This window comes from Indioceanicola profundi (genome assembly GCF_003568845.1).
Lineage (GTDB): Bacteria > Pseudomonadota > Alphaproteobacteria > Azospirillales > Azospirillaceae > Indioceanicola > Indioceanicola profundi.
Genome location: NZ_CP030126.1, coordinates 1230410 through 1248522 on the forward strand (window position 1 = coordinate 1230410; position 18113 = coordinate 1248522).

Genomic DNA, 18113 nt, shown 5'->3' on the forward strand with positions numbered 1-18113 from the left:
GGATGGAAACCGCCTGCGACGCACGCACCCGAGATTTGGGCCATGCGGCAGGCGCGCGCACCGGCACGGGGCGCCCTTGCACCGGCACCGCTGCTGACGCACCCTGGATTGCGGGGATGTGGCGGCGTCCCTACATGCAAACGAACCGCCTGCCAGGTTAATCCGGAGAGTCTGTCCTTGAAGCCTTCGTCCCGAGACAATCCCGGTTCAGACAAAAGCGCCGAGACGCAGAAGGGCCGCTACGGCATGACCCTGGCCGGCCGGCTGCGAGCCTACCTGTTCGCCGGCATCCTGGTGACGGCGCCGATTTCCATCACGCTCTACCTCGCCTGGCTGTTCATCGGGGCCATCGACGGGCTTGTGAACGGCCTCATTCCGGCCAGGTACAATCCGGAAACCTACCTGCCCTTCACCGTCCCCGGCGTGGGGCTGCTGGTGGTGCTGATCTTCCTGATCCTGGTCGGGATGTTCACGGCCGGCTTCATGGGCCGGTTCATGGTGCGGCTGGGCGAGGGGCTGGTCAACCGCATGCCGGTCATCCGCAGCGTCTACAACGCCCTGAAGCAGATATTCGAGACCGTGCTGGCCAACCAGTCCCAGGCATTCCGCGAGGTGGTGCTGGTCGAGTATCCCCGCAAGGGCATCTGGGCCATCGGCTTCATCACCGGTACGACCGAAGGGGAGGTGCAGGACATCACGGCGGATGAGGTGGTCAATGTCTTCCTGCCGACCACGCCCAACCCCACCTCGGGTTTCCTGCTGATCCTGCCGAGGTCCGAACTGATCCCGCTGACCATGACGGTGGAGGACGGGATCAAGATGGTGGTCTCCGGCGGCATCGTCACGCCGCCCGACCGGCGGCCGGAGGATGTGCGGGGCAAGAAGATCGTGCCGCCGATCGACCCTTCCGCCGGCGGCGTACCTGTGGTGGAGCATCCCGTTCCCGTGCGGGAACGGGAACAAGCGGGGGATTAGCCCGACCGCAGATACTTCACCGCCGCATCCCGCTCGAACAGGTACAGCAGCACGCGCAGCGCCTGACCGCGCGGCTTCTCCAGTTCCGGGTCGCGGTCGATGATGAGCTGGGCATCGTCGCGGGCGGCGGCCAACAGCTCCCCATGCACGGTGACATCGGCCAGCCGGAACTCCGGCAGGCCGGACTGGCGGGTGCCCAGCACTTCGCCCGCACCCCGCAGCTCCAAATCCTTTTCCGCGATGATGAAGCCGTCCTCCGTGTCCCGCATGGTCTCCAGCCGGGCGCGGGCGGTCTCCCCCAGAGGACGCTCATAGAGCAGCAGACAGGTGCTGGCCCCGGTGCCGCGCCCCACACGCCCGCGGAGCTGGTGGAGCTGGGCGAGGCCGAAGCGTTCGGCATGCTCGATCACCATGATGGTGGCCTCGGGAACGTTCACCCCGACCTCGATCACCGTGGTGGCGACCAGCACGTCGAGTTGGCCCTCCGCGAAGGCTGCCATGACGGCGTCCTTCTCCGCCCCCTTCATCTTTCCGTGGACCAGCCCGACGCGGTCGCCCAGGAACTCGCGCAGCGTGGCATGGCGGAAGGTGGCGGCGGCGAGATCCACCGTCTCCGACTCCTCCACCAGCGGGCAGACCCAGTAGATGCGCTGGCCGTTCCGGATGGCGCGGGGCAGGCTGTGCACCACCTCGTCCAGCTTCTCCGCGGCCGGCATCACCAGCGTCTTCACCGGCTGGCGCCCCGGCGGCTTCTCATCCAGGCGGGAGACATCCATGTCGCCATAGGCGGTCAGCGTCAGGGTGCGGGGAATCGGCGTGGCGGTCATCACCAGCGTGTCCACCCCGCGCCCCTTGGCGGCGAGCTGGAGCCGCTGGTGGACGCCGAACTTGTGCTGCTCGTCGATCACGGCCAGGGCCAGATCGCGGAACGCCACGTCCTCCTGGAAGATGGCATGGGTGCCGACCAGGATATCGATCTCCCCGCTCAGCAGCCGGTCCAGCACCGCCTGCCGCGCCTTGCCCTTGTCGCGGCCGGTCAGGATGGCGAGGCGCACGCCGGCGGCATCGGCCAGCGGGGCCAGGCTGTCGGCATGCTGCCGCGCCAGGATTTCCGTCGGGGCCATCAGTGCGGCCTGCGCCCCGGTCTCCACCGCGTTCAGCATGGCCATCAGCGCCACAACGGTCTTGCCGCTGCCGACATCGCCCTGGAGCAGGCGGAGCATCCGCACCGGCTGCCCCATGTCGGCATAGATGTCGGCCAGGGAGCGCTGCTGCGCGCCTGTCAGCGTATAGGGCAGGGCGGCCGCGACCTTCGCCCGCAGCCGCCCGTCGCCCGTGACCTCCCGGCCCGACAGACGCCGCTGATGCCAGCGGACCAGGGCAAGGGCGAGCTGATTCGCCAGCAGCTCGTCGAAGGCCAGCCGGGCGCGGGCGGGGCCGTTGGGATCGATGTCCCGCTCCGTCTCCGGGCAGTGCAGGGTGGTCAGGGCCGACTTCCACTCCGGCCAGCCCTGCCGCTTCAGCCATGCCGCATCCTGCCATTCCGGCATGTCCGGCGCACGGGCCAGGGCGGCCTGGATCGCCGTGCGCAAGGGCTTCGGGTTCAGGCCGCCGGTCAGCGGATAGGTAGGCTCCACCTTGGCCAGGGGCGGGGAATCCTCCGCCGGGCCGTAATAGTCCGGGTGCACGATCTGGAGCTGGCCGTTGAACCGCTCCGCCTTGCCGGACACGGTGATCTTCTGCCCGACCGGCAGCTTCTTGCCCAGCCAGTCGCCCTTCACATGGAAGAAGACCAGATCCATCATGCCGGTATGGTCGGTGCAGCGGATCCGGTATGGCCGGTTGGCCTGGACCGGCGGGGCGTGCCCGTCCACCCGGACGGTCAGGGTGACCACGCGGCCGTCCGGCGCCTCCGCGATGCTGCCCACGGCCATGCGGTCGATCAGGCCGCTCGGCTTGTGCCAGAGCAGGTCAACCACATGCGGGCCGGCCAGCCGCTCCGCCAGTTTGCCGAGCCGGGGGCCGAGGCCGGGCAGGGAGGAGATGGGGGCGAAGAGGGGAAAGAGGATTTCAGGGCGCAAGGGCCGCTCACAGGCAAGCTGACAGGGAACGTGACTGGTTCTATATCGTACCACATCTGTTCCTTCACCCATGGAAAAGAAGCCCATGACCGCCGATCCCGAGACCGTGCTCGACCCGCGCCGCAAGCGCCTGATCTTCAGGAGCTGGCACCGGGGTACGAAGGAGATGGACCTGCTGATGGGCAGCTTCGCCGACCGGCACATGGCCGGTTTCACGGATGAGCAGGTGGCCCGGTACGAGTCCCTGCTGGAGCTGTCAGACCCCGACCTCTACAACTGGATCACGGGGGCGGAGCAGGCGCCGGAGGATGTGCGCAGCGACGTTTTCGACCTGCTGGCGGCGCACCGCTACGCGGGCTAGACCGCCGGGTAGATCTCAGGCGTCGGTAAGTTCCACGACGACCGGCGTGTGGTCCGACGCCTTTTCCTGTCCGCGCGGCTCCCGGTCGATATCGCAGGCGACGAGACGATCCGCCGCCTGGGGTGAGAGCAGGAAGTGGTCGATGCGAATGCCCAGATCGCGCGGCCAAGCGCCGGCCTGATAATCCCAGAAGCTGTAGGCGTGTTCGGCGGTGGGGTGCAGGGCCCTGAACGCCTCCGTCAGGCCGAGATTCACGATCTCCCTGAACTTGGCCCGCGTCTCCCGCCGGAACAGCGCATCTTCCGACCAGGCAGCAGGATCGTAACAGTCCCGCCCCTCTGGAATGACGTTGTAGTCACCGCCCAGAACGAAGGGAATTTCCTGCTTCAGCAGGGATTGCGCATGGTCCTTCAGCCGGTCCATCCAGCGCAGCTTATAGGGATACTTCTCCGACCCCACCGGATTGCCGTTGGGCAGGTACAAGCTGGCGATGCGCACGCCCGCGACCGTGCCTTCCACATAGCGGGCCTGCTCATCCTCCGGCTCTCCCGGCAGGCGGGTCAGCAGGTCCGTGACCGGCAGCTTGGACAGCAGGGCCACGCCATTATAGCTCTTCTGTCCGACGGCATGGACCTCGTAGCCCATGGCTTCGAAGTCCTTGGCCGGGAAATTCCCCGTCTCGCACTTGATCTCCTGAAGGCAGACGACATCGGGGCCGGCCTTGTCGAGCCATGCCAGCACGTTGGGCAAGCGGGCTTTCACGGAGTTCACGTTCCAGGTGGCGATACGCACGGAAACGATTTCCTTGAGGAAGAAAGGCGGGGAAATCCTGCCGTCGCGCGGGACGACGGCATGGAAGGCTGTGGACGGCTAACTCAAACCGCGAAGGATGAGCCGCAGCCGCAGGAGCTGCTGGCGTTCGGGTTGTTGATCTTGAAATAGGCGCCCATCAGATCCTCGACGAAATCCACCTCGGCCCCGGACAGCAGGTCGAGGGACACGTCGTCCACCACGACCTTCGAGCCGGCATGCTCGAACAAATGGTCGTCCTCGTTCGCCGTGGCGTCGAAGGAGAAGCCGTACTGGAAACCGGAACAGCCGCCGCCCGAGACGGAAAGGCGCAGCATCAGCTCCGGATTTCCCTCCATCTCAGCCAGCTTCTGAATGCGGCGGGCAGCGCTGTCGGTCAGGGTCACGGCGCGACCGCCGAGGCCGCCATTGGGGCCGCCGGGGGTGCCGTGGTCGGTTGCCGTCGTCGCCATGGGCAGGAACCTCGCATCTTCACAATTCGTTCAGCTATGGACAAAGCCACCCCGTGTATGTAAGCGGCCAGTGCGGGTCCGTCAAAGCCCGAGGGAGAGAGCCATGATGGAGTGGTCGCGTCTGCTGTCCCGCAAGCGCCTGCGTAAGGCGGAACAGGCGCCCGAACTGCCGTATCGCAGCGCGTTCGAGATCGATATCGACCGCATCACATTCTCGACCAGCTTCAGGCGCCTGTCGGACAAGCAGCAGGTGCATGGCATCGGTGGCTCCGACTATGTGCGGTCCCGCCTGACCCATTCCATGGAGGCGGCCCGGGTGGGGCGCTCGCTCGGCACCTGGGCCGGCGCACAGATCATCCGGATCTATGGCGAGGACAAGGTCCCGGCGACGCCCTTCGACATCGGGCATGTGGTATCCGCGGCGGCGCTGGCCCATGACCTCGGCACGCCCTGCTTCGCCCATACGGGCGAGGATGTGATTTCGGACTGGTTCAGGGACAGCGGCACCGGTGCGGAAATCCTGGCGAAGCTCCCCCTGCAGCAGCGGAACGAGCTGCGGACGTTCGAGGGCAACGCCCAGGGATACCGGGTGCTGACCCGCCTGCAGGGCTGGCGCGGGGAGGGCGGGTTGCAACTCACGGCCGCCACCCTGGGCACCTACAGCAAATATCCCTGGAGCGCACCGGACAGGCCGGACGCCCAGCGGCCGCACGACCGGAAATACGGCTTCCTGGGTTCGGAACGCGAGCTGTTCTCGGAGATGGCGGAGGAGGTGGGGCTGGTTCCGCGCGGGCCCGACGTCTGGTGCCGGCATCCGCTGGCCTACCTGATGGAGGCGGCGGACGATGCCTGCTACCACGTCGTCGACATCGAGGACGCGGTGAAGATGCGGATGCTGAGCTTCACCGACGGCGAGGATCTGTTGGGCCCCATGGTGCAGGAGTTCGGCAGCGCCGAATACAGGGCCATCGACGATGAGGGCCGGAAGCTGATCTATCTGCGCGCCCGTGCCATCGACCGGCTGGTGCACGATGCGTCGGAGAAGTTCCTGGAACGGCTGCCGGAACTGATGGAGGGCAAGGCCTGTCCGCCGCTGCTGGCCATGACCGGCTGCCACAAATATCTGAGCGCCATCCGGCATGTTAGCTTCACCCGCATCTACCGGGGGCAGCAACGGTGCGAGACGGACATGATCGCCGCCCGCACCCTGACCACCATGCTGGACGCGTATGGCGAGGCGATGCTGGCGCGTGAGGCGGCCGGGCCGGACGGGCAGTTGCCGCGCCGCTACGCCAGCCTGCTTGAGACCATTCCGGGCATACACACCATGCCGTATGACCGGGTCGGCTGGGTTCAGTGCCTGATGGACTACATCGCCGGCATGACCGACCGGTTCGCCCTGCGGCAGGCCCAGCTCATCGCCGGGTAACAGTTGCATTAAATCTGCGATGCCGTGTCCCGCACAGGCCACTGTGCGGAGGCTGCGCGATGCGGTAGTGTGCGGGCCGATGACCGACCGGCGCCGCACCTTTGCGGTGCCCAAAACGAAATCTGGAACGATGAACGTCTTCAAGGACTTCGAGGCCAAGATAAAGGCCGCGCTGGAAGAATTGACCGCAGCTGGCGAGCTACCGGCGGGGCTGGACCTGACCCGCGTGACGGTGGAGCCGCCGCGCGACCCCAGCCATGGGGACGTGTCCACCAATGCCGCCATGGTGCTGGCCAAGCCGGCCGGCAAACCGCCGCGTGCCATCGCCGAGAGCCTCGTTGCCCGTCTGAAGACCCTGGCGGAAGTGACGGAGGCGTCTGTCGCCGGCCCTGGCTTCGTCAATCTGCGTATCGAGAGCGCCTGGTGGCGCAAGCGGCTGAGCGATGTTCTGATCACCGGCACCACCTATGGCGCCGGCACCAGCGGCAATGGCCGTAAGGTCAATGTGGAGTACGTGTCCGCCAATCCGACGGGTCCGCTGCACGCAGCGCATGCCCGTGGGGCCGTGGTGGGCGATGCCCTGGCGGCCCTGCTGGAAAAGGCAGGATACGACGTCACGCGCGAGTACTACATCAACGATGCCGGCGCCCAGGTGGATGTCCTCGCCCGCTCCGCCTATCTGCGCTACCGCGAGGCGGTGACGGGGCAGGATGCGGAAATTCCGGCCGGCCTCTATCCCGGCGAGTACCTGAAGGATGTGGGACAGGCGCTGGCCGAGCGGAACGGCAACAAGTGGCTGGACGCTCCGGAGGAGCAGTGGCTTCCGGCCATCCGCGCCTTCGCCATCGACATGATCATGGGCTGGATCAAGCAGGATCTGGCCGACATGAACATTCATCACGACGTCTTCACCTCCGAGCGGGAACTGGTGGAGAGCGGGGCAGTCGATACGGCCCTGCAGACGCTGGAAGACCAGGAGCTGATCTATGTCGGCGTGCTGGAGCCGCCGAAGGGTAAGAAGCCCGAGGACTGGGAGCCGCGGCCGCAGACCCTGTTCAAGGCCAGCGAGTTCGGCGATGACGTGGACCGGCCGCTGAAGAAGTCGGACGGAAGCTGGACCTACTTCGCGAACGACATCGCCTACCACTATGACAAGTTCCGCCGCGGTACGCCGACCATGATCGACGTCTGGGGCGCCGACCATGGCGGCTACATCAAGCGGATGGAGGCTGCGGTCAAGGCGGTCACTGCTGGGAAGGGCGCGCTGGACGTGAAGATATGCCAGCTCGTCCACCTGCTGGAGAACGGCCAGCCGGTGAAGATGTCGAAGCGGGCCGGCACCTTCGTGACCCTGCGGGATGTCATGGAGTCCGTCGGGCGCGACGTGGTCCGCTTCATCATGCTGACCCGGCGGAACGACCAGACGCTTGAGTTCGATTACGCCAAGGTGACCGAGCAATCGAAGGACAACCCGGTCTTCTATGTGCAGTACGCACATGCCCGCTGCCGGTCCGTCCTGCGGCATGCAGAAGAGGCCCATGCGGACTGGGACCTGTCCGGCCCAGGCCTTGCCACCGCCGACCTGGATCGGTTGGACGCGGAGGAGGAAGTGGCGATCGTAAAGCTGATGCTGTCCTGGCCGCGTCTGGTCGAGTCCGCGGCGGAGGCGCATGAACCTCACCGCGTCGCCTTCTATCTGTACGATCTGGCTTCGAGCTTCCACGCGCTCTGGAACCGCGGGCGCGACGACGCCACCCTGCGCTTCCTGATCGAGGGTGATGAGGAGCTGACCCGCGCCCGGCTGGCGCTGGTGAAGGCGGTGTCGCTGGTGGTGGCGTCCGGTCTGCAGATCATGGGCGTCGAGCCGGTCGAAGAGATGCGCTGAGGAGCTGGACCAGAATGGTCATGCGTAACGACGACCACTATCCGGACGAAGCGGACAATGGCTACCGCGACGACCCCGGCTATTACGGCGGTCGCGACCATGAGGAGGCCGCGCCCCGGCGGCGTGGGCTGACCAGCGCCGTGGTGGTGCTGGTGGGGCTGGGGGCCTTCGGCGGAATTATCGCCTACGCCTACAATCAGGGCATGCGCGCCGGGACGGAGACTGTGGCGCCGGTGCTGCGCGCCGACACCTCGCCCACCAAGGTCCGGCCGGAGCAGCCGGGAGGCCTGCAGGTGCCGCATCAGGACAAGCTGGTGTATGAGCGGCTGAACCCGGCGACCGCCACCGGGGGCGGTCGGGTGGAGCGTCTGCTGCCCCCGCCGGAAGCGCCGGTCGACCGCCCCCGCCCCATGGCGGAAGAGGAGCTGCCGCCCGAGGAGATGGAAGAGGGAATCACCAGCGGCCTGCCATCGGAAGAGGAGGCCCTGTCCCAGTTCCGGGCGGACCAGCCCATGGCGGATATGGCCGACGAGTTGCCGCCCGAGGAGCCGGTTGAGCAGCCTGTGGCAACGCAGGCTCCTACGGCCCTTACGGCTGAGCCGCAGCCGGCGCCAGTCCAAAGTCAGGCCGCTGCGCCGCCTGCCCCGCGCCCGGCCGAACCGACGGCGGCGAAGCCCGAACCGGTCAAGCCGGAGCCGCCGAAGCCGGAACCTGCCAAGCCGACGACGTCCGGCAAGGCAAGGGTTCAGGTCGGCGCCGTGGACGCGGAGGCCAAGGCGAAGGCGGAATGGGCGCGGTTGCAGAAGCTGTATCCATCCGAACTCGGCGGGCTGAGCCTGACCGTTCAGAAGGTCGACCTAGGCGCCAAGGGCGTGTTCCACCGGCTTCAGGGCAGCGGTCTGTCGGAAGCGGAGGCGGAGAAGATCTGTGCTGCACTGAAAGCCAAGGGGGCCGGCTGCATTGTCATCCGCTGATTCCCTGGCGGCATCCCGCGCCGTCACCTACGGATGCGCTGGCCACCGCCTCACGGCGGAGGAGCGGCAATTTTTCCGGGATGCCGATCCGTTCGGCTTTATCCTGTTCGGCCGCAATGTGGCTTCGCCGGACCAGGTCCGGGCGTTGGTGTCGGAGCTGCGGGACGCAGTCGGACGGGATGCGCCGGTGCTGATCGACCAGGAGGGCGGCCGCGTCGCACGGCTGCGTCCGCCCCACTGGCCGGCCCATACGCCGGCCCGGACCATCGGCGGCGTTGCCGAAGCGGATCGATCGCGTGGGCTTCGGGCGGCGTGGCTGCACGGTCGGCTTATCGGGGCTATGCTGGCTGATCTCGGCATCGACCTGGATTGCGCGCCCGTAGCGGACATCCCGGTTCCTGGCAGCCATGACGTGATCGGCGACCGTGCATTCTGCGGCGATGCGCATCTGGCGGCCGATCTGGCCCGTGCGATGGCGGATGGTCTTGCTGCCGCGGGGGTCATGCCCTGTGTGAAACATATACCCGGGCACGGGCGCGCCTTGGCTGACAGCCATCTGGAACTGCCTGTGGTGAAGGCATCCCGGACAGAGCTGGAAGTGACGGATTTCCTGCCATTCAGGCTACTGTCCGGCCTGCCTACCGGGATGGCTGCGCACATTGTTTTCACCTCCATCGATGCCGACCGGCCATCCAGCACATCTGCGACCGTGGTGAATGAAGTGATCCGCGGCTGGATTGGCTTTGACGGGCTGCTGTTCAGCGATGACCTATCCATGCAGGCGCTGCGCGGCGGGCCGGCCGAGCGGGCCCTGGCCGTGCTGGCCGGAGGCTGCGACATAGCCCTGCACTGCAACGGCAAGCTGGCGGAGATGGTGGAGATCGCGGCCGCAGCACCCCATATGACGGAAGCGGCGGTCCTGCGTTGGCGGCGTGCCAAGGCCTGGATGCCCGCAGTGCAGGCGGCGGATACGGCGGCGCTCCGCGCCGAATTCGACCAGCTCCTGGCCGCCGGAGACGTATGACGCATGCCGGATCTCGGCCAATTCCTTTACATCCTTTCCATCGTGGCGATTCCAGCCATCGTCGCAATCACCTTCCATGAGGCTGCGCATGGCTATGCAGCGCTGAAGCTGGGCGACGACACGGCTTTGCGGCTTGGAAGGGTCAGCTTCAACCCGATCCGGCATGTGGACCCGTTCGGCACCGTGTTGCTGCCGCTGATCCTGGCGTTGACGACCGGATTCGTCTTCGGCTGGGCCAAGCCGGTTCCCGTGAATTTCAACCGGCTGAACAATCCCCGCCGCGACATGGTGTGGGTGGCGCTGGCCGGGCCGGGCGTGAATATCGCGCTTGCGCTGGCATCGGCGCTGCTGCTGCATGTGGCCGGCCTTATGCCGGACTATTTCGCCGAATGGTTCGTGGCGAATCTGCAGTTCTCCGTCCTGATCAATGTGATTCTGGCGGTGTTCAATATGATACCGCTGCCGCCGCTGGATGGCGGACGAGTGGCTGTGGGCATCCTGCCCTATCCGCTGGCACGTCCTCTCGCGCAGCTTGAGCGCTATGGCATGCTGATCCTGATTGGGGTGATCTTCCTACTTCCCTTCGTGGCGGGGCAGCTCGGCTATCCCTTCAGCCCCATCTCCTGGCTTCTCGGCCCGCCGGTGGAGTACATCCAGACCCTGATCTTCCAAGTGACGGGCCTGCTTCCGTGGTGAGCCGGCCGGAGAGCCCCGTGCAAGGCGACGGGTTTCAGGAGGATGTCCGGGCGACGGGTCCAGTAGGGGATGCGCTGCTGGTCCTGGACATCGATGGTTATGAGGGGCCTATCGACCTTCTGCTGGCCCTGGCGCGCGACCAGAAGGTCGACCTGACCCGGATATCCATCCTTCAGCTGGCCGAGCAGTATCTGGCCTTCGTTGCGGAAGCGCGGCGGCTGCGCCTGGAACTTGCGGCGGACTATCTGGTAATGGCGGCGTGGCTGGCCTACCTCAAGTCCCGTCTGCTGCTGCCCGAACCGGAGGAGGAGCAGCCGAGCGGCGAGGAGTTGGCGGCGGCCCTGGCTTTCCAGCTTCAGCGGCTGGAAGCCATGCAGAATGCCGCGGCCCGGCTGTTCTCACGGCCGCAACTCGGCCGGGACATCTTTGGCCGTGGTGCGCCGGAGGATGTGCCGGTAGCCGAAAAGCGGGTAGTTGACGTAACGCTGTACGACCTGCTCAAGGCCTATGGCGAGCACAAGCGCCGACAGGCCGGGCAGGGGCCCTTGCATATCCGCCCGACGGAGCTGTACTCCATCGAAGAGGCGATTCAGCGGCTGACAGGCATGCTCGGCAAGCTGCCGGACTGGACGCGCCTGTCCAGCTTCCTGCCGGGCGGTTGGCGGAGCAGTTCGCTCAAGGCGCGGTCGGCCATCGCCAGCACCTTCGTCGCCACTCTCGAACTCGCCAAGGCCGGCGAGATCGAGTTGCGCCAGGACGGCGTATTCCAGCCCATTTATCTGCGCCGCCCGCCGGGCGGGCCACGGGATTGACCGGATGAGCACCGAGAGCGACCCCACCTATATCGAGCTGGATGACAGCCCGGATGCCATGTCCCCACTGCTCGAGGAGGCAGAGCAGGCGGAGGCGGAGCGGGACGAGCCCGCGCAGCGACAGCCGCTGAGCCGCAAGGGCGCCGCCCACATCCCGTCCGACCATGTGCAGCGCTTGCGGCTTCTGGAAGCGCTGTTGTTCGCCTCTGCCGAGCCCGTAGCGGAACAGGATCTCCAGGTCCGCTTTGGCGATGGCGTTGATATCGCGTCGCTGCTGGCCGAGTTGGCTGAGCTTTACGCCCACCGCGGCGTGAACCTCGTGGCGTTCGGCGGTCGTTGGGCATTCCGCACGTCGCCGGACCTCGGCGACTATCTCCGCATGGAGACGGAGGTACAGCAGAAGCTTTCCCGCGCCGCCATCGAGACCTTGGCCATTATCGCCTATCACCAGCCGGTGACCCGCGCGGAGATCGAGAGCATCCGCGGTGTCGCCACCAGCAAGGGCACGCTGGACATATTGATGGAGGCCGGCTGGATTCGCCCCGGCCGTCGTCGGGAGACGCCGGGCCGGCCGGTTACATGGATCACAACGCCGCACTTCCTAGACCATTTCGGCCTCGAAACGCTGCGCGATCTTCCGGGCGTCGAGGATCTCCGCGCTGCGGGGCTGCTGGACAGCCGCCCCGCCATCGGCCCGCTGTCCGGCGGAGCATCCGCGACGCCCGAGACGCCGGAAGAAGATTGAGGGAGAGTTTTCCGCTGTCCCCGAACGATTTGGCGCCCCTCGCGACTGCGAGCGATTTGCATTGGCGGCCTGTTGTGCCCTAATAAGGGAGCATGATCCCGTAAGCCCCGGGGCGCATCGCATGGACTCACCCTTGGTTTCCCACGCACCGGACACTTCCGCCGACGCCGGTTGGCGCAGCAGTACCAGCACGGCTACGGTTCCGTTGGACGCCTATGGCCCGGCACAGGGCTGGGCGTCCGCCGCCCGTCCGGCCCTGTCCCTGGACCGGGTCAGCCACCGCTACCGCACAAAGCTGGCCGTGAACGATGTCAGCCTGTCGATCGCGGCGGGCGAGATCGTCTGCCTGGTCGGGCCGTCCGGCTGCGGAAAATCGACGCTGCTGCGCCTTGCGGCGGGGCTGGAAACCTTGCAGCAGGGGACCATCGGCATCGATGGCCGGACGATTGCCGAGCCCGGCCACGCCCTGGCTCCGGAGCGCCGAGGCATCGGCCTGGTGTTCCAGGACTACGCACTCTTCCCGCATCTGACCGTTCTGGACAATGTCCGCTTCGGCCTGAACCGGCTTCCGGCGGCGGAGCAGAAGCTGCGCGCCATGGAGGCGCTGACCCAGGTCGGCATGCAGGACTATGCCAAGTCCTATCCCGACGCCCTGTCCGGCGGACAGCAGCAGCGGGTGGCGCTGGCGCGGGCCATGGCGCCGAAGCCGGCCGTACTGTTGCTGGACGAGCCTTTCAGCGGGCTGGACACGCGCCTTCGGGAAACGGTGCGGGACGAGACGCTGCACGTGCTGAAGAAGAGCGGGGCGGCGACCATGATCGTCACCCACGATCCCGAGGAAGCGATGTTCCTGGCGGACCGGATCGCGCTGATGCGCGATGGGCAACTGGTCCAGGTCGGCGCGCCGGTCGAACTCTATACCCGGCCGGCCTGCATCTTCGCCGCCAGCTTCTTCGGCGAGGTGAACCAACTTTCCGCCCGCGTACGCGGCGGCAGGGTCGAGACGCCCGTGGGCTCGATCGCCACCGGCCATCTCGCCGAGGGGGAGGAGGTGGATGTCCTGATCCGTCCGGAGGGGCTTCACCTCACCACGGGTCCCGACGATGCGGTCGGGCCGGAAGTCGGCAACCTTGCGCGCGTCGAAGCGTCGCGCCTGCTGGGCCGGAGCAGTCTGGTGCATCTGCGGGTGCATGACGGCCGGGGCGGGACCCTTCACATGCACGCCCGCATGGCTGGACAGTTCCTTCCGCCAGAGGGAAGTTACGTTTCCGTCCGGTTGGAAGAACGCCAGAGCTTTGTTTTCCCGGCTCGCCACCCTACCTGAGAATAGGCGGATAGATGTCCCGCGCTAAGTCGTCCTGATAAGGGGGCGACATTGCAGGGCGGAATCCTTTCTGCCATTATCGCGGCTCTTTCGGCCGGGCACCGCCCCGGCATTGCGGAGTGACGTTTATGGGCAATATCGGGATTTGGCAGATTCTGCTGGTCCTCGTGATCATCCTGATCCTGTTCGGCGCGGGCAAGCTGCCGAAGGTGATGGGCGACTTCGCCAAGGGTATCCGGAACTTCAAGTCCGGACTGAAGGATGACACGGACGATCAGGAAACGGCCGACCAAAGGGCCCTGCGTTCGGAACAGACGGTGCCGACCGGGACCACCACCGCCACCGTGAACAAGGACGAGGCCGCCAAGGGCTGATCGCCCCTGGCGCGACCTGCGTCCGCCCCTGTGCCGCCGGACCTACATAGATGTTTGATATCGGCTGGCCCGAACTGTTCGTGATCGCAGTCGTGGCCCTCGTGGTCATCGGGCCCAAGGATCTCCCGCGTGTCCTTCATACCGTCGGCAAGTGGGTCCGAAAGGCCCGCTCGCTCGCGCGGGACTTCCAGTCCAGCGTCGACGACATGGTCCGTGAGGCGGAGCTCGACGATCTGCGCAAGCAGATGCAGCAGGCCCGCAGCCTGAATGTAAGGGACCAGGTCGAGAAGGCCATCGATCCCAAGGGCCAGCTCCGCGACTCGTTGACGTTCGGCGACCTCGACATTGACGAGGGCGATGACGGAGTGGACCGCCCGTCTCCGGAGACGAAGTCGGCAGGCGCCACTCCGTCCAGCCCAACAGCTCTGGAACACAAGCCGGCTGTGGAGATGCCTCCGGTAAAAGCGGCGGCACCGGATCAGGCGCATCCTGCGGCGCCGTCCGCACCGGAAACCGGGCCGGCAGATGCGCCGGCCGCCGAGAAGCGGGGCTGACGCGCCATGGCTGCCAATCCGCATACCGACGACCACGACGAGATCGAAGACAGCAAAATGCCGCTGCTCGATCATCTGATCGAGCTGCGGGACCGGCTTATCTATGCCGTCGGAGCGCTGCTGATCGCCTTTCTGGTCTGCTACTACTTCGCCGAGGATATCTACCAGATCCTGATGCGGCCGCTGGAGCAGGCGCTTGGCGACAAGGCCGGGGCGCGGCGCATGATCTTCACGGCACCGCAGGAATTCTTCTTCACCCAGATGAAGGTGGCCTTCTGGGCCGGTGCGCTGATCGCCTTCCCGGTGATTGCGAACCAGGTCTGGAAGTTCGTTGCGCCCGGCCTGTACAAGCACGAACGCAAGGCGTTCCTGCCGTTCCTGGCGGCGACGCCTGTGCTGTTCATGATGGGCGGGGCGCTGGTCTACTTCTTCATCATGCCCTTGGCGCTGTCCTTCTTCTTCAGCTTCGAAATATCGGCTGCGGAAGGCGTCATGGCGGTCGAGGCGGAAACGCGGGTGGCGGAATATCTGTCGCTGGTGATGGCGCTGATCTTCGCCTTCGGCATCGCCTTCCAGCTTCCGGTGCTGCTGACTCTGCTGGCGCGTGCCGGGCTGGTGACGGCGGACAGTCTGGCTGCGAAGCGTCGCTATGCCATCGTGGCGATCTTTGCCGTGGCCGCGGTTCTGACCCCACCAGATGTCATCAGCCAGATCGGTCTCGGCGTGCCGCTGATCCTGCTCTACGAAATCTCCGTGTTCCTGGCCCGGCGGATGGAGAGGAAGCGCGCCGACGCGGAAGCGGAGGATGCTGAGTAGGGTCGGGCTGGAAACCGGTCACTGGACCGGGGAGCGGCGGGCCACTATAACTCGTGGCCCGGTGAACCCGCTGAAGACCTGTTTCCATGCACGACATCCGCGCTATCCGTGAGAACCCAGAGGCCTTCGACAAGGGCCTGGCCCGACGCGGGCTGGAGCCGCTGTCGGCGACCGTTCTCGATCTCGATCAGAAGCGCCGTGCCGCGCAGACCGCTTTCCAGGAAATGCAGTCGCGCCGGAACGAGGCTGCCAAGCAGATTGGCGCGCTGAAGAAGCAGGGCGACGAGGCCGGCGCCCAGTCCGTCATGGAAGAGGTTGCGCGCCTTAAGGAGCGCATTCCCGCCGTCGAGGAGGAGGAGAAGGCGCTCGCCGCCGAGCTGGACAGTCTCCTGGCCGGCATTCCCAACATCCCGGCCGACGACGTGCCGGATGGTAAGGACGAAAGCCAGAACGTCGAGATCCGCCGCTGGGGCGTGCCGCCCGAGATGCCGAACGCTAAACAGCATTTCGAACTGGGCGAGGCCCTCGGCCTGATGGATTTCGAAGGGGCGGCCAGGTTGTCCGGCGCGCGCTTCACCGTCCTGAAGGCCGGATTGGCGCGCCTTGAGCGTGCGCTCGGCGACTTCATGCTGAACCTGCACACGACGGAGTTCGGCTATACCGAGGTATCGCCGCCGCTGCTGGTGCGGGACGAGGCGCTGTTCGGGACCGGACAGTTGCCGAAGTTCCGGGAGGACCTGTTCGTCACCGGTACGGGCCATTCCCTGATTCCGACCTCCGAAGTGCCGCTGACCAATCTGGTCATGGACCAGATTCTGGACGCGGAGGAGCTGCCCCTGAGGCTGACCGCGCGCACGCCCTGCTTCCGGTCGGAGGCAGGCTCTGCCGGGCGCGACACCCGTGGTATGATCCGCCAGCACCAGTTCTGGAAGGTGGAGCTGGTCGGCATCACCCGGCCCGAGCAGTCGGAGGCGGAGCACCAGCGCATGACCGAAGCGGCGGAAACCGTGCTGAAGCGGCTGGGACTGCCCTACCGCACTGTGGCGCTGTGCACCGGCGACATGGGCTTCAGCGCTGCCAAGACCTACGACATCGAGGTCTGGCTGCCGGGGCAGGGCGCATACCGTGAAATCTCGAGCTGCTCCAACACCCGCGACTTCCAGGCCCGCCGGATGAAAGCACGGTGGCGGGCCAAGGGAGAGAAGGGGACGCAATTCGTGCACACGCTGAACGGTTCCGGCCTTGCCATCGGCCGGGCGCTGATCGCCGTGATGGAAAACTACCAGCAGCCGGACGGGTCGATCCTGGTCCCGGAGGTCTTGAAGCCCTACATGGGCGGCCTCGACCGGATCGCCGCCAATGGCTGAGCTGGACCTGAGCAAGGCGCGCATCCTCGTCTCCAACGACGATGGGATCAATGCGACGGGCATCGGCGTGCTGGAGCGGATCGCTCGCACGCTGTCCGAGGATGTCTGGGTGGTGGCGCCGGAGGTGGAGCAGTCCGCCGCCAGCCACAGCCTGACCATCCATCGCCCGCTGCGGATCAAGCAGTTGGGCGACAAGCGCTACACCGTGGACGGAACGCCCACTGACTGCGTGCTGCTGGCCATCAACCACATCATGGGCGACCGTCGGCCGGACCTCGTGCTGTCGGGGGTGAACCACGGCAATAATATTGGCGAGGACGTGACCTATTCGGGCACCATCGCCGCCGCGATGGAAGCGACGCTTCTGGGCATTCGCGCCATTGCCATGAGCCAGCGGATCGTCGGGATGAACCGGGTCTACTGGGAGACGGCGGAACATTTCGGGCCGGAGGTGGTGCGGAAGGCCGTCGCCGTCGACTGGCCGCGCCATGTCCTGGTGAATGTGAATTTCCCCGACTGCCCGCCCGATCAGGTCACCGGAATACAGGTGGTTCCGCATGGGAACCGCAAGGTCGGGGATGAGTTGATCCAGCGGCTGGACCCGCGCGGGAAGCCCTATTTCTGGATCGGCCCGGTCCGGGGCGAGCAGGAGGTTCCGGTGGAGAGCGACATCCATGTCGTGACCCATGGCGGCATCTCCGTAACGCCGATCTATCTGGACCTGACCCATTATGCCGCGCTGGAGTCCCTGCGGGGAGCCTTCGCCCGATGAGCACGGCCGCGCGCAAGATTCGCCTGCTGATGCTGTTGCGCCGGAACGGCGTCACGGATGTGCAGGTTCTGCGCGCGATGGAACTGGTCCCGCGGGAGGCATTCGTGCCGGCTACTTTCCGGGATCAGGCTTATGAAGATACGGCGCTCCCCATCGGACACGGACAGACGATCAGTCAGCCGCTGGTAGTGGGGCTGATGACCCAGGCGCTGGAACTCAGCGATCGGATGAAGGTGCTGGAAGTGGGAACCGGGTCCGGCTATCAGGCGGCCGTACTTTCGAAGATCGTCCGCCGGGTCTACAGCGTGGAGAGGCATCGGCCGCTGTTCCTGGAAGCGGAGGAGAAGTTCAAGGAACTGCGCCTCCACAACATCACCGCGCGCCTAGGCGACGGGATGAAGGGCTGGCCGGAGGCCGCTCCCTTCGAGCGTATCCTGGTGACCGCCGGTGGTCTGGAGCCGCCGGCGGAACTGGTGGCGCAGCTTGCCATCGGCGGCATAATGGTCATTCCCCTGGGTCCCGACCGGCGGGAGCAGAAGGTCGTCCGCCTCCGCCGGACGGACGATGGATTGGAACGGGAGGAGCTTTGGCCCGTACGTTTCGTGCCGCTGCTGCCCGATGTGGCGTCGGACCCGGTCCCGCCGGTCGAGCAGGCGGGGTAG

At 66.3% G+C, this 18113-nt stretch carries 19 protein-coding genes; 16 read left to right on the top strand and 3 right to left on the bottom strand.

Annotated elements, in window-relative coordinates:
* Nucleotides 1-246 precede the first annotated feature (246 nt).
* Nucleotides 247-975: a DUF502 domain-containing protein gene (locus DOL89_RS05825; protein ID WP_119678285.1), complete on the top strand. Its 729-nt coding sequence runs from the start codon at nucleotides 247-249 to the stop codon at nucleotides 973-975.
* Here DOL89_RS05825 and recG read toward each other — a convergent pair.
* Nucleotides 972-3056 (bottom strand): ATP-dependent DNA helicase RecG, encoded by a 2085-nt coding sequence (gene recG, locus DOL89_RS05830; RefSeq protein ID WP_119678286.1) that lies wholly within the window; start codon nucleotides 3054-3056, stop codon nucleotides 972-974. The genes DOL89_RS05825 and recG overlap by 4 nt on opposite strands.
* 85 nt (nucleotides 3057-3141) lie before the next feature.
* Between recG and DOL89_RS05835 the strand changes: the two genes are divergently transcribed.
* Complete coding sequence (locus tag DOL89_RS05835) at nucleotides 3142-3417, top strand: FAD assembly factor SdhE (protein ID WP_162937353.1); 276 nt, start codon at nucleotides 3142-3144, stop codon at nucleotides 3415-3417.
* 15 nt (nucleotides 3418-3432) lie between these two features.
* On the opposite strand, the gene xth is transcribed toward DOL89_RS05835, so the two are convergent.
* The gene (xth, locus tag DOL89_RS05840) at nucleotides 3433-4209 is read right to left on the bottom strand and encodes an exodeoxyribonuclease III (RefSeq protein WP_119678288.1); all 777 of its coding nucleotides are present in this window, start codon (nucleotides 4207-4209) and stop codon (nucleotides 3433-3435) included.
* Nucleotides 4210-4292: 83 nt separating this feature from the next.
* Nucleotides 4293-4679, bottom strand: a complete 387-nt coding sequence (erpA, locus tag DOL89_RS05845; protein WP_119678289.1) for an iron-sulfur cluster insertion protein ErpA — start codon at nucleotides 4677-4679, stop codon at nucleotides 4293-4295.
* A gap of 103 nt (nucleotides 4680-4782) precedes the next feature.
* Between erpA and dgt the strand changes: the two genes are divergently transcribed.
* The 14 genes from dgt to DOL89_RS05915 all read left to right on the top strand — a co-directional run bounded on the left by dgt (nucleotide 4783) and on the right by DOL89_RS05915 (nucleotide 18113).
* Nucleotides 4783-6108 carry a dGTP triphosphohydrolase gene (gene dgt, locus DOL89_RS05850; RefSeq protein ID WP_119678290.1) on the top strand — a complete coding sequence of 442 codons (1326 nt, stop codon included), beginning with the start codon at nucleotides 4783-4785 and terminating at the stop codon, nucleotides 6106-6108.
* Between the two features lie 130 nt (nucleotides 6109-6238).
* Nucleotides 6239-7993, top strand: a complete 1755-nt coding sequence (gene argS, locus DOL89_RS05855) for an arginine--tRNA ligase (RefSeq protein WP_119680279.1) — start codon at nucleotides 6239-6241, stop codon at nucleotides 7991-7993.
* Between the two features lie 14 nt (nucleotides 7994-8007).
* Complete coding sequence (locus DOL89_RS05860) at nucleotides 8008-8967, top strand: SPOR domain-containing protein (protein WP_119678291.1); 960 nt, start codon at nucleotides 8008-8010, stop codon at nucleotides 8965-8967.
* A complete protein-coding gene (gene nagZ / locus DOL89_RS05865) occupies nucleotides 8954-9991 on the top strand; it encodes a beta-N-acetylhexosaminidase (protein WP_205574650.1) in 1038 nt (345 codons plus the stop codon). The genes DOL89_RS05860 and nagZ overlap by 14 nt, the downstream gene beginning before the upstream one ends.
* A gap of 3 nt (nucleotides 9992-9994) precedes the next feature.
* Nucleotides 9995-10687 (top strand): site-2 protease family protein, encoded by a 693-nt coding sequence (locus tag DOL89_RS05870; protein WP_119678292.1) that lies wholly within the window; start codon nucleotides 9995-9997, stop codon nucleotides 10685-10687.
* Between the two features lie 17 nt (nucleotides 10688-10704).
* Nucleotides 10705-11499, top strand: coding sequence for a segregation and condensation protein A (locus DOL89_RS05875; RefSeq protein WP_119678293.1), 795 nt, complete (start codon nucleotides 10705-10707; stop codon nucleotides 11497-11499).
* Nucleotides 11500-11503: 4 nt separating this feature from the next.
* Nucleotides 11504-12244 carry an SMC-Scp complex subunit ScpB gene (scpB, locus tag DOL89_RS05880; protein ID WP_225889919.1) on the top strand — a complete coding sequence of 247 codons (741 nt, stop codon included), beginning with the start codon at nucleotides 11504-11506 and terminating at the stop codon, nucleotides 12242-12244.
* Nucleotides 12245-12365: 121 nt separating this feature from the next.
* Entirely contained in the window at nucleotides 12366-13568 is a 1203-nt protein-coding gene (locus tag DOL89_RS05885) for an ABC transporter ATP-binding protein (protein ID WP_119678294.1), read from the top strand.
* Nucleotides 13569-13696: 128 nt separating this feature from the next.
* The gene (tatA, locus tag DOL89_RS05890; RefSeq protein ID WP_119678295.1) at nucleotides 13697-13942 is read left to right on the top strand and encodes a twin-arginine translocase TatA/TatE family subunit; all 246 of its coding nucleotides are present in this window, start codon (nucleotides 13697-13699) and stop codon (nucleotides 13940-13942) included.
* A gap of 50 nt (nucleotides 13943-13992) precedes the next feature.
* The gene (gene tatB, locus DOL89_RS05895; RefSeq protein WP_119678296.1) at nucleotides 13993-14496 is read left to right on the top strand and encodes a Sec-independent protein translocase protein TatB; all 504 of its coding nucleotides are present in this window, start codon (nucleotides 13993-13995) and stop codon (nucleotides 14494-14496) included.
* 6 nt (nucleotides 14497-14502) lie between these two features.
* Nucleotides 14503-15312 carry a twin-arginine translocase subunit TatC gene (gene tatC, locus DOL89_RS05900; protein WP_119678297.1) on the top strand — a complete coding sequence of 270 codons (810 nt, stop codon included), beginning with the start codon at nucleotides 14503-14505 and terminating at the stop codon, nucleotides 15310-15312.
* 86 nt (nucleotides 15313-15398) lie between these two features.
* The gene (serS, locus tag DOL89_RS05905; RefSeq protein ID WP_119678298.1) at nucleotides 15399-16679 is read left to right on the top strand and encodes a serine--tRNA ligase; all 1281 of its coding nucleotides are present in this window, start codon (nucleotides 15399-15401) and stop codon (nucleotides 16677-16679) included.
* Nucleotides 16672-17451, top strand: a complete 780-nt coding sequence (gene surE / locus DOL89_RS05910) for a 5'/3'-nucleotidase SurE (protein ID WP_119678299.1) — start codon at nucleotides 16672-16674, stop codon at nucleotides 17449-17451. Before serS ends, surE begins: the two co-directional genes overlap by 8 nt.
* The gene (locus tag DOL89_RS05915; RefSeq protein ID WP_119678300.1) at nucleotides 17448-18113 is read left to right on the top strand and encodes a protein-L-isoaspartate(D-aspartate) O-methyltransferase; all 666 of its coding nucleotides are present in this window, start codon (nucleotides 17448-17450) and stop codon (nucleotides 18111-18113) included. Before surE ends, DOL89_RS05915 begins: the two co-directional genes overlap by 4 nt.

What these genes read in the sequence shown, in the direction of transcription:
- DOL89_RS05825 (WP_119678285.1), top strand. Translation starts at nt 247, where the DNA reads ATGACCCTGGCCGGCCGGCTGCGAGCCTACCTGTTCGCCGGCATCCTG.
- DOL89_RS05915 (WP_119678300.1), top strand. Translation starts at nt 17,448, where the DNA reads ATGAGCACGGCCGCGCGCAAGATTCGCCTGCTGATGCTGTTGCGCCGG.
- tatA (WP_119678295.1), top strand. Translation starts at nt 13,697, where the DNA reads ATGGGCAATATCGGGATTTGGCAGATTCTGCTGGTCCTCGTGATCATC.
- tatB (WP_119678296.1), top strand. Translation starts at nt 13,993, where the DNA reads ATGTTTGATATCGGCTGGCCCGAACTGTTCGTGATCGCAGTCGTGGCC.
- DOL89_RS05835 (WP_162937353.1), top strand. Translation starts at nt 3,142, where the DNA reads ATGACCGCCGATCCCGAGACCGTGCTCGACCCGCGCCGCAAGCGCCTG.
- DOL89_RS05870 (WP_119678292.1), top strand. Translation starts at nt 9,995, where the DNA reads ATGCCGGATCTCGGCCAATTCCTTTACATCCTTTCCATCGTGGCGATT.
- scpB (WP_225889919.1), top strand. Translation starts at nt 11,504, where the DNA reads ATGAGCACCGAGAGCGACCCCACCTATATCGAGCTGGATGACAGCCCG.
- serS (WP_119678298.1), top strand. Translation starts at nt 15,399, where the DNA reads ATGCACGACATCCGCGCTATCCGTGAGAACCCAGAGGCCTTCGACAAG.
- erpA (WP_119678289.1), bottom strand. Translation starts at nt 4,679, where the DNA reads ATGGCGACGACGGCAACCGACCACGGCACCCCCGGCGGCCCCAATGGC.
- argS (WP_119680279.1), top strand. Translation starts at nt 6,239, where the DNA reads ATGAACGTCTTCAAGGACTTCGAGGCCAAGATAAAGGCCGCGCTGGAA.
- dgt (WP_119678290.1), top strand. Translation starts at nt 4,783, where the DNA reads ATGATGGAGTGGTCGCGTCTGCTGTCCCGCAAGCGCCTGCGTAAGGCG.
- DOL89_RS05885 (WP_119678294.1), top strand. Translation starts at nt 12,366, where the DNA reads ATGGACTCACCCTTGGTTTCCCACGCACCGGACACTTCCGCCGACGCC.
- surE (WP_119678299.1), top strand. Translation starts at nt 16,672, where the DNA reads ATGGCTGAGCTGGACCTGAGCAAGGCGCGCATCCTCGTCTCCAACGAC.
- tatC (WP_119678297.1), top strand. Translation starts at nt 14,503, where the DNA reads ATGGCTGCCAATCCGCATACCGACGACCACGACGAGATCGAAGACAGC.
- DOL89_RS05860 (WP_119678291.1), top strand. Translation starts at nt 8,008, where the DNA reads ATGGTCATGCGTAACGACGACCACTATCCGGACGAAGCGGACAATGGC.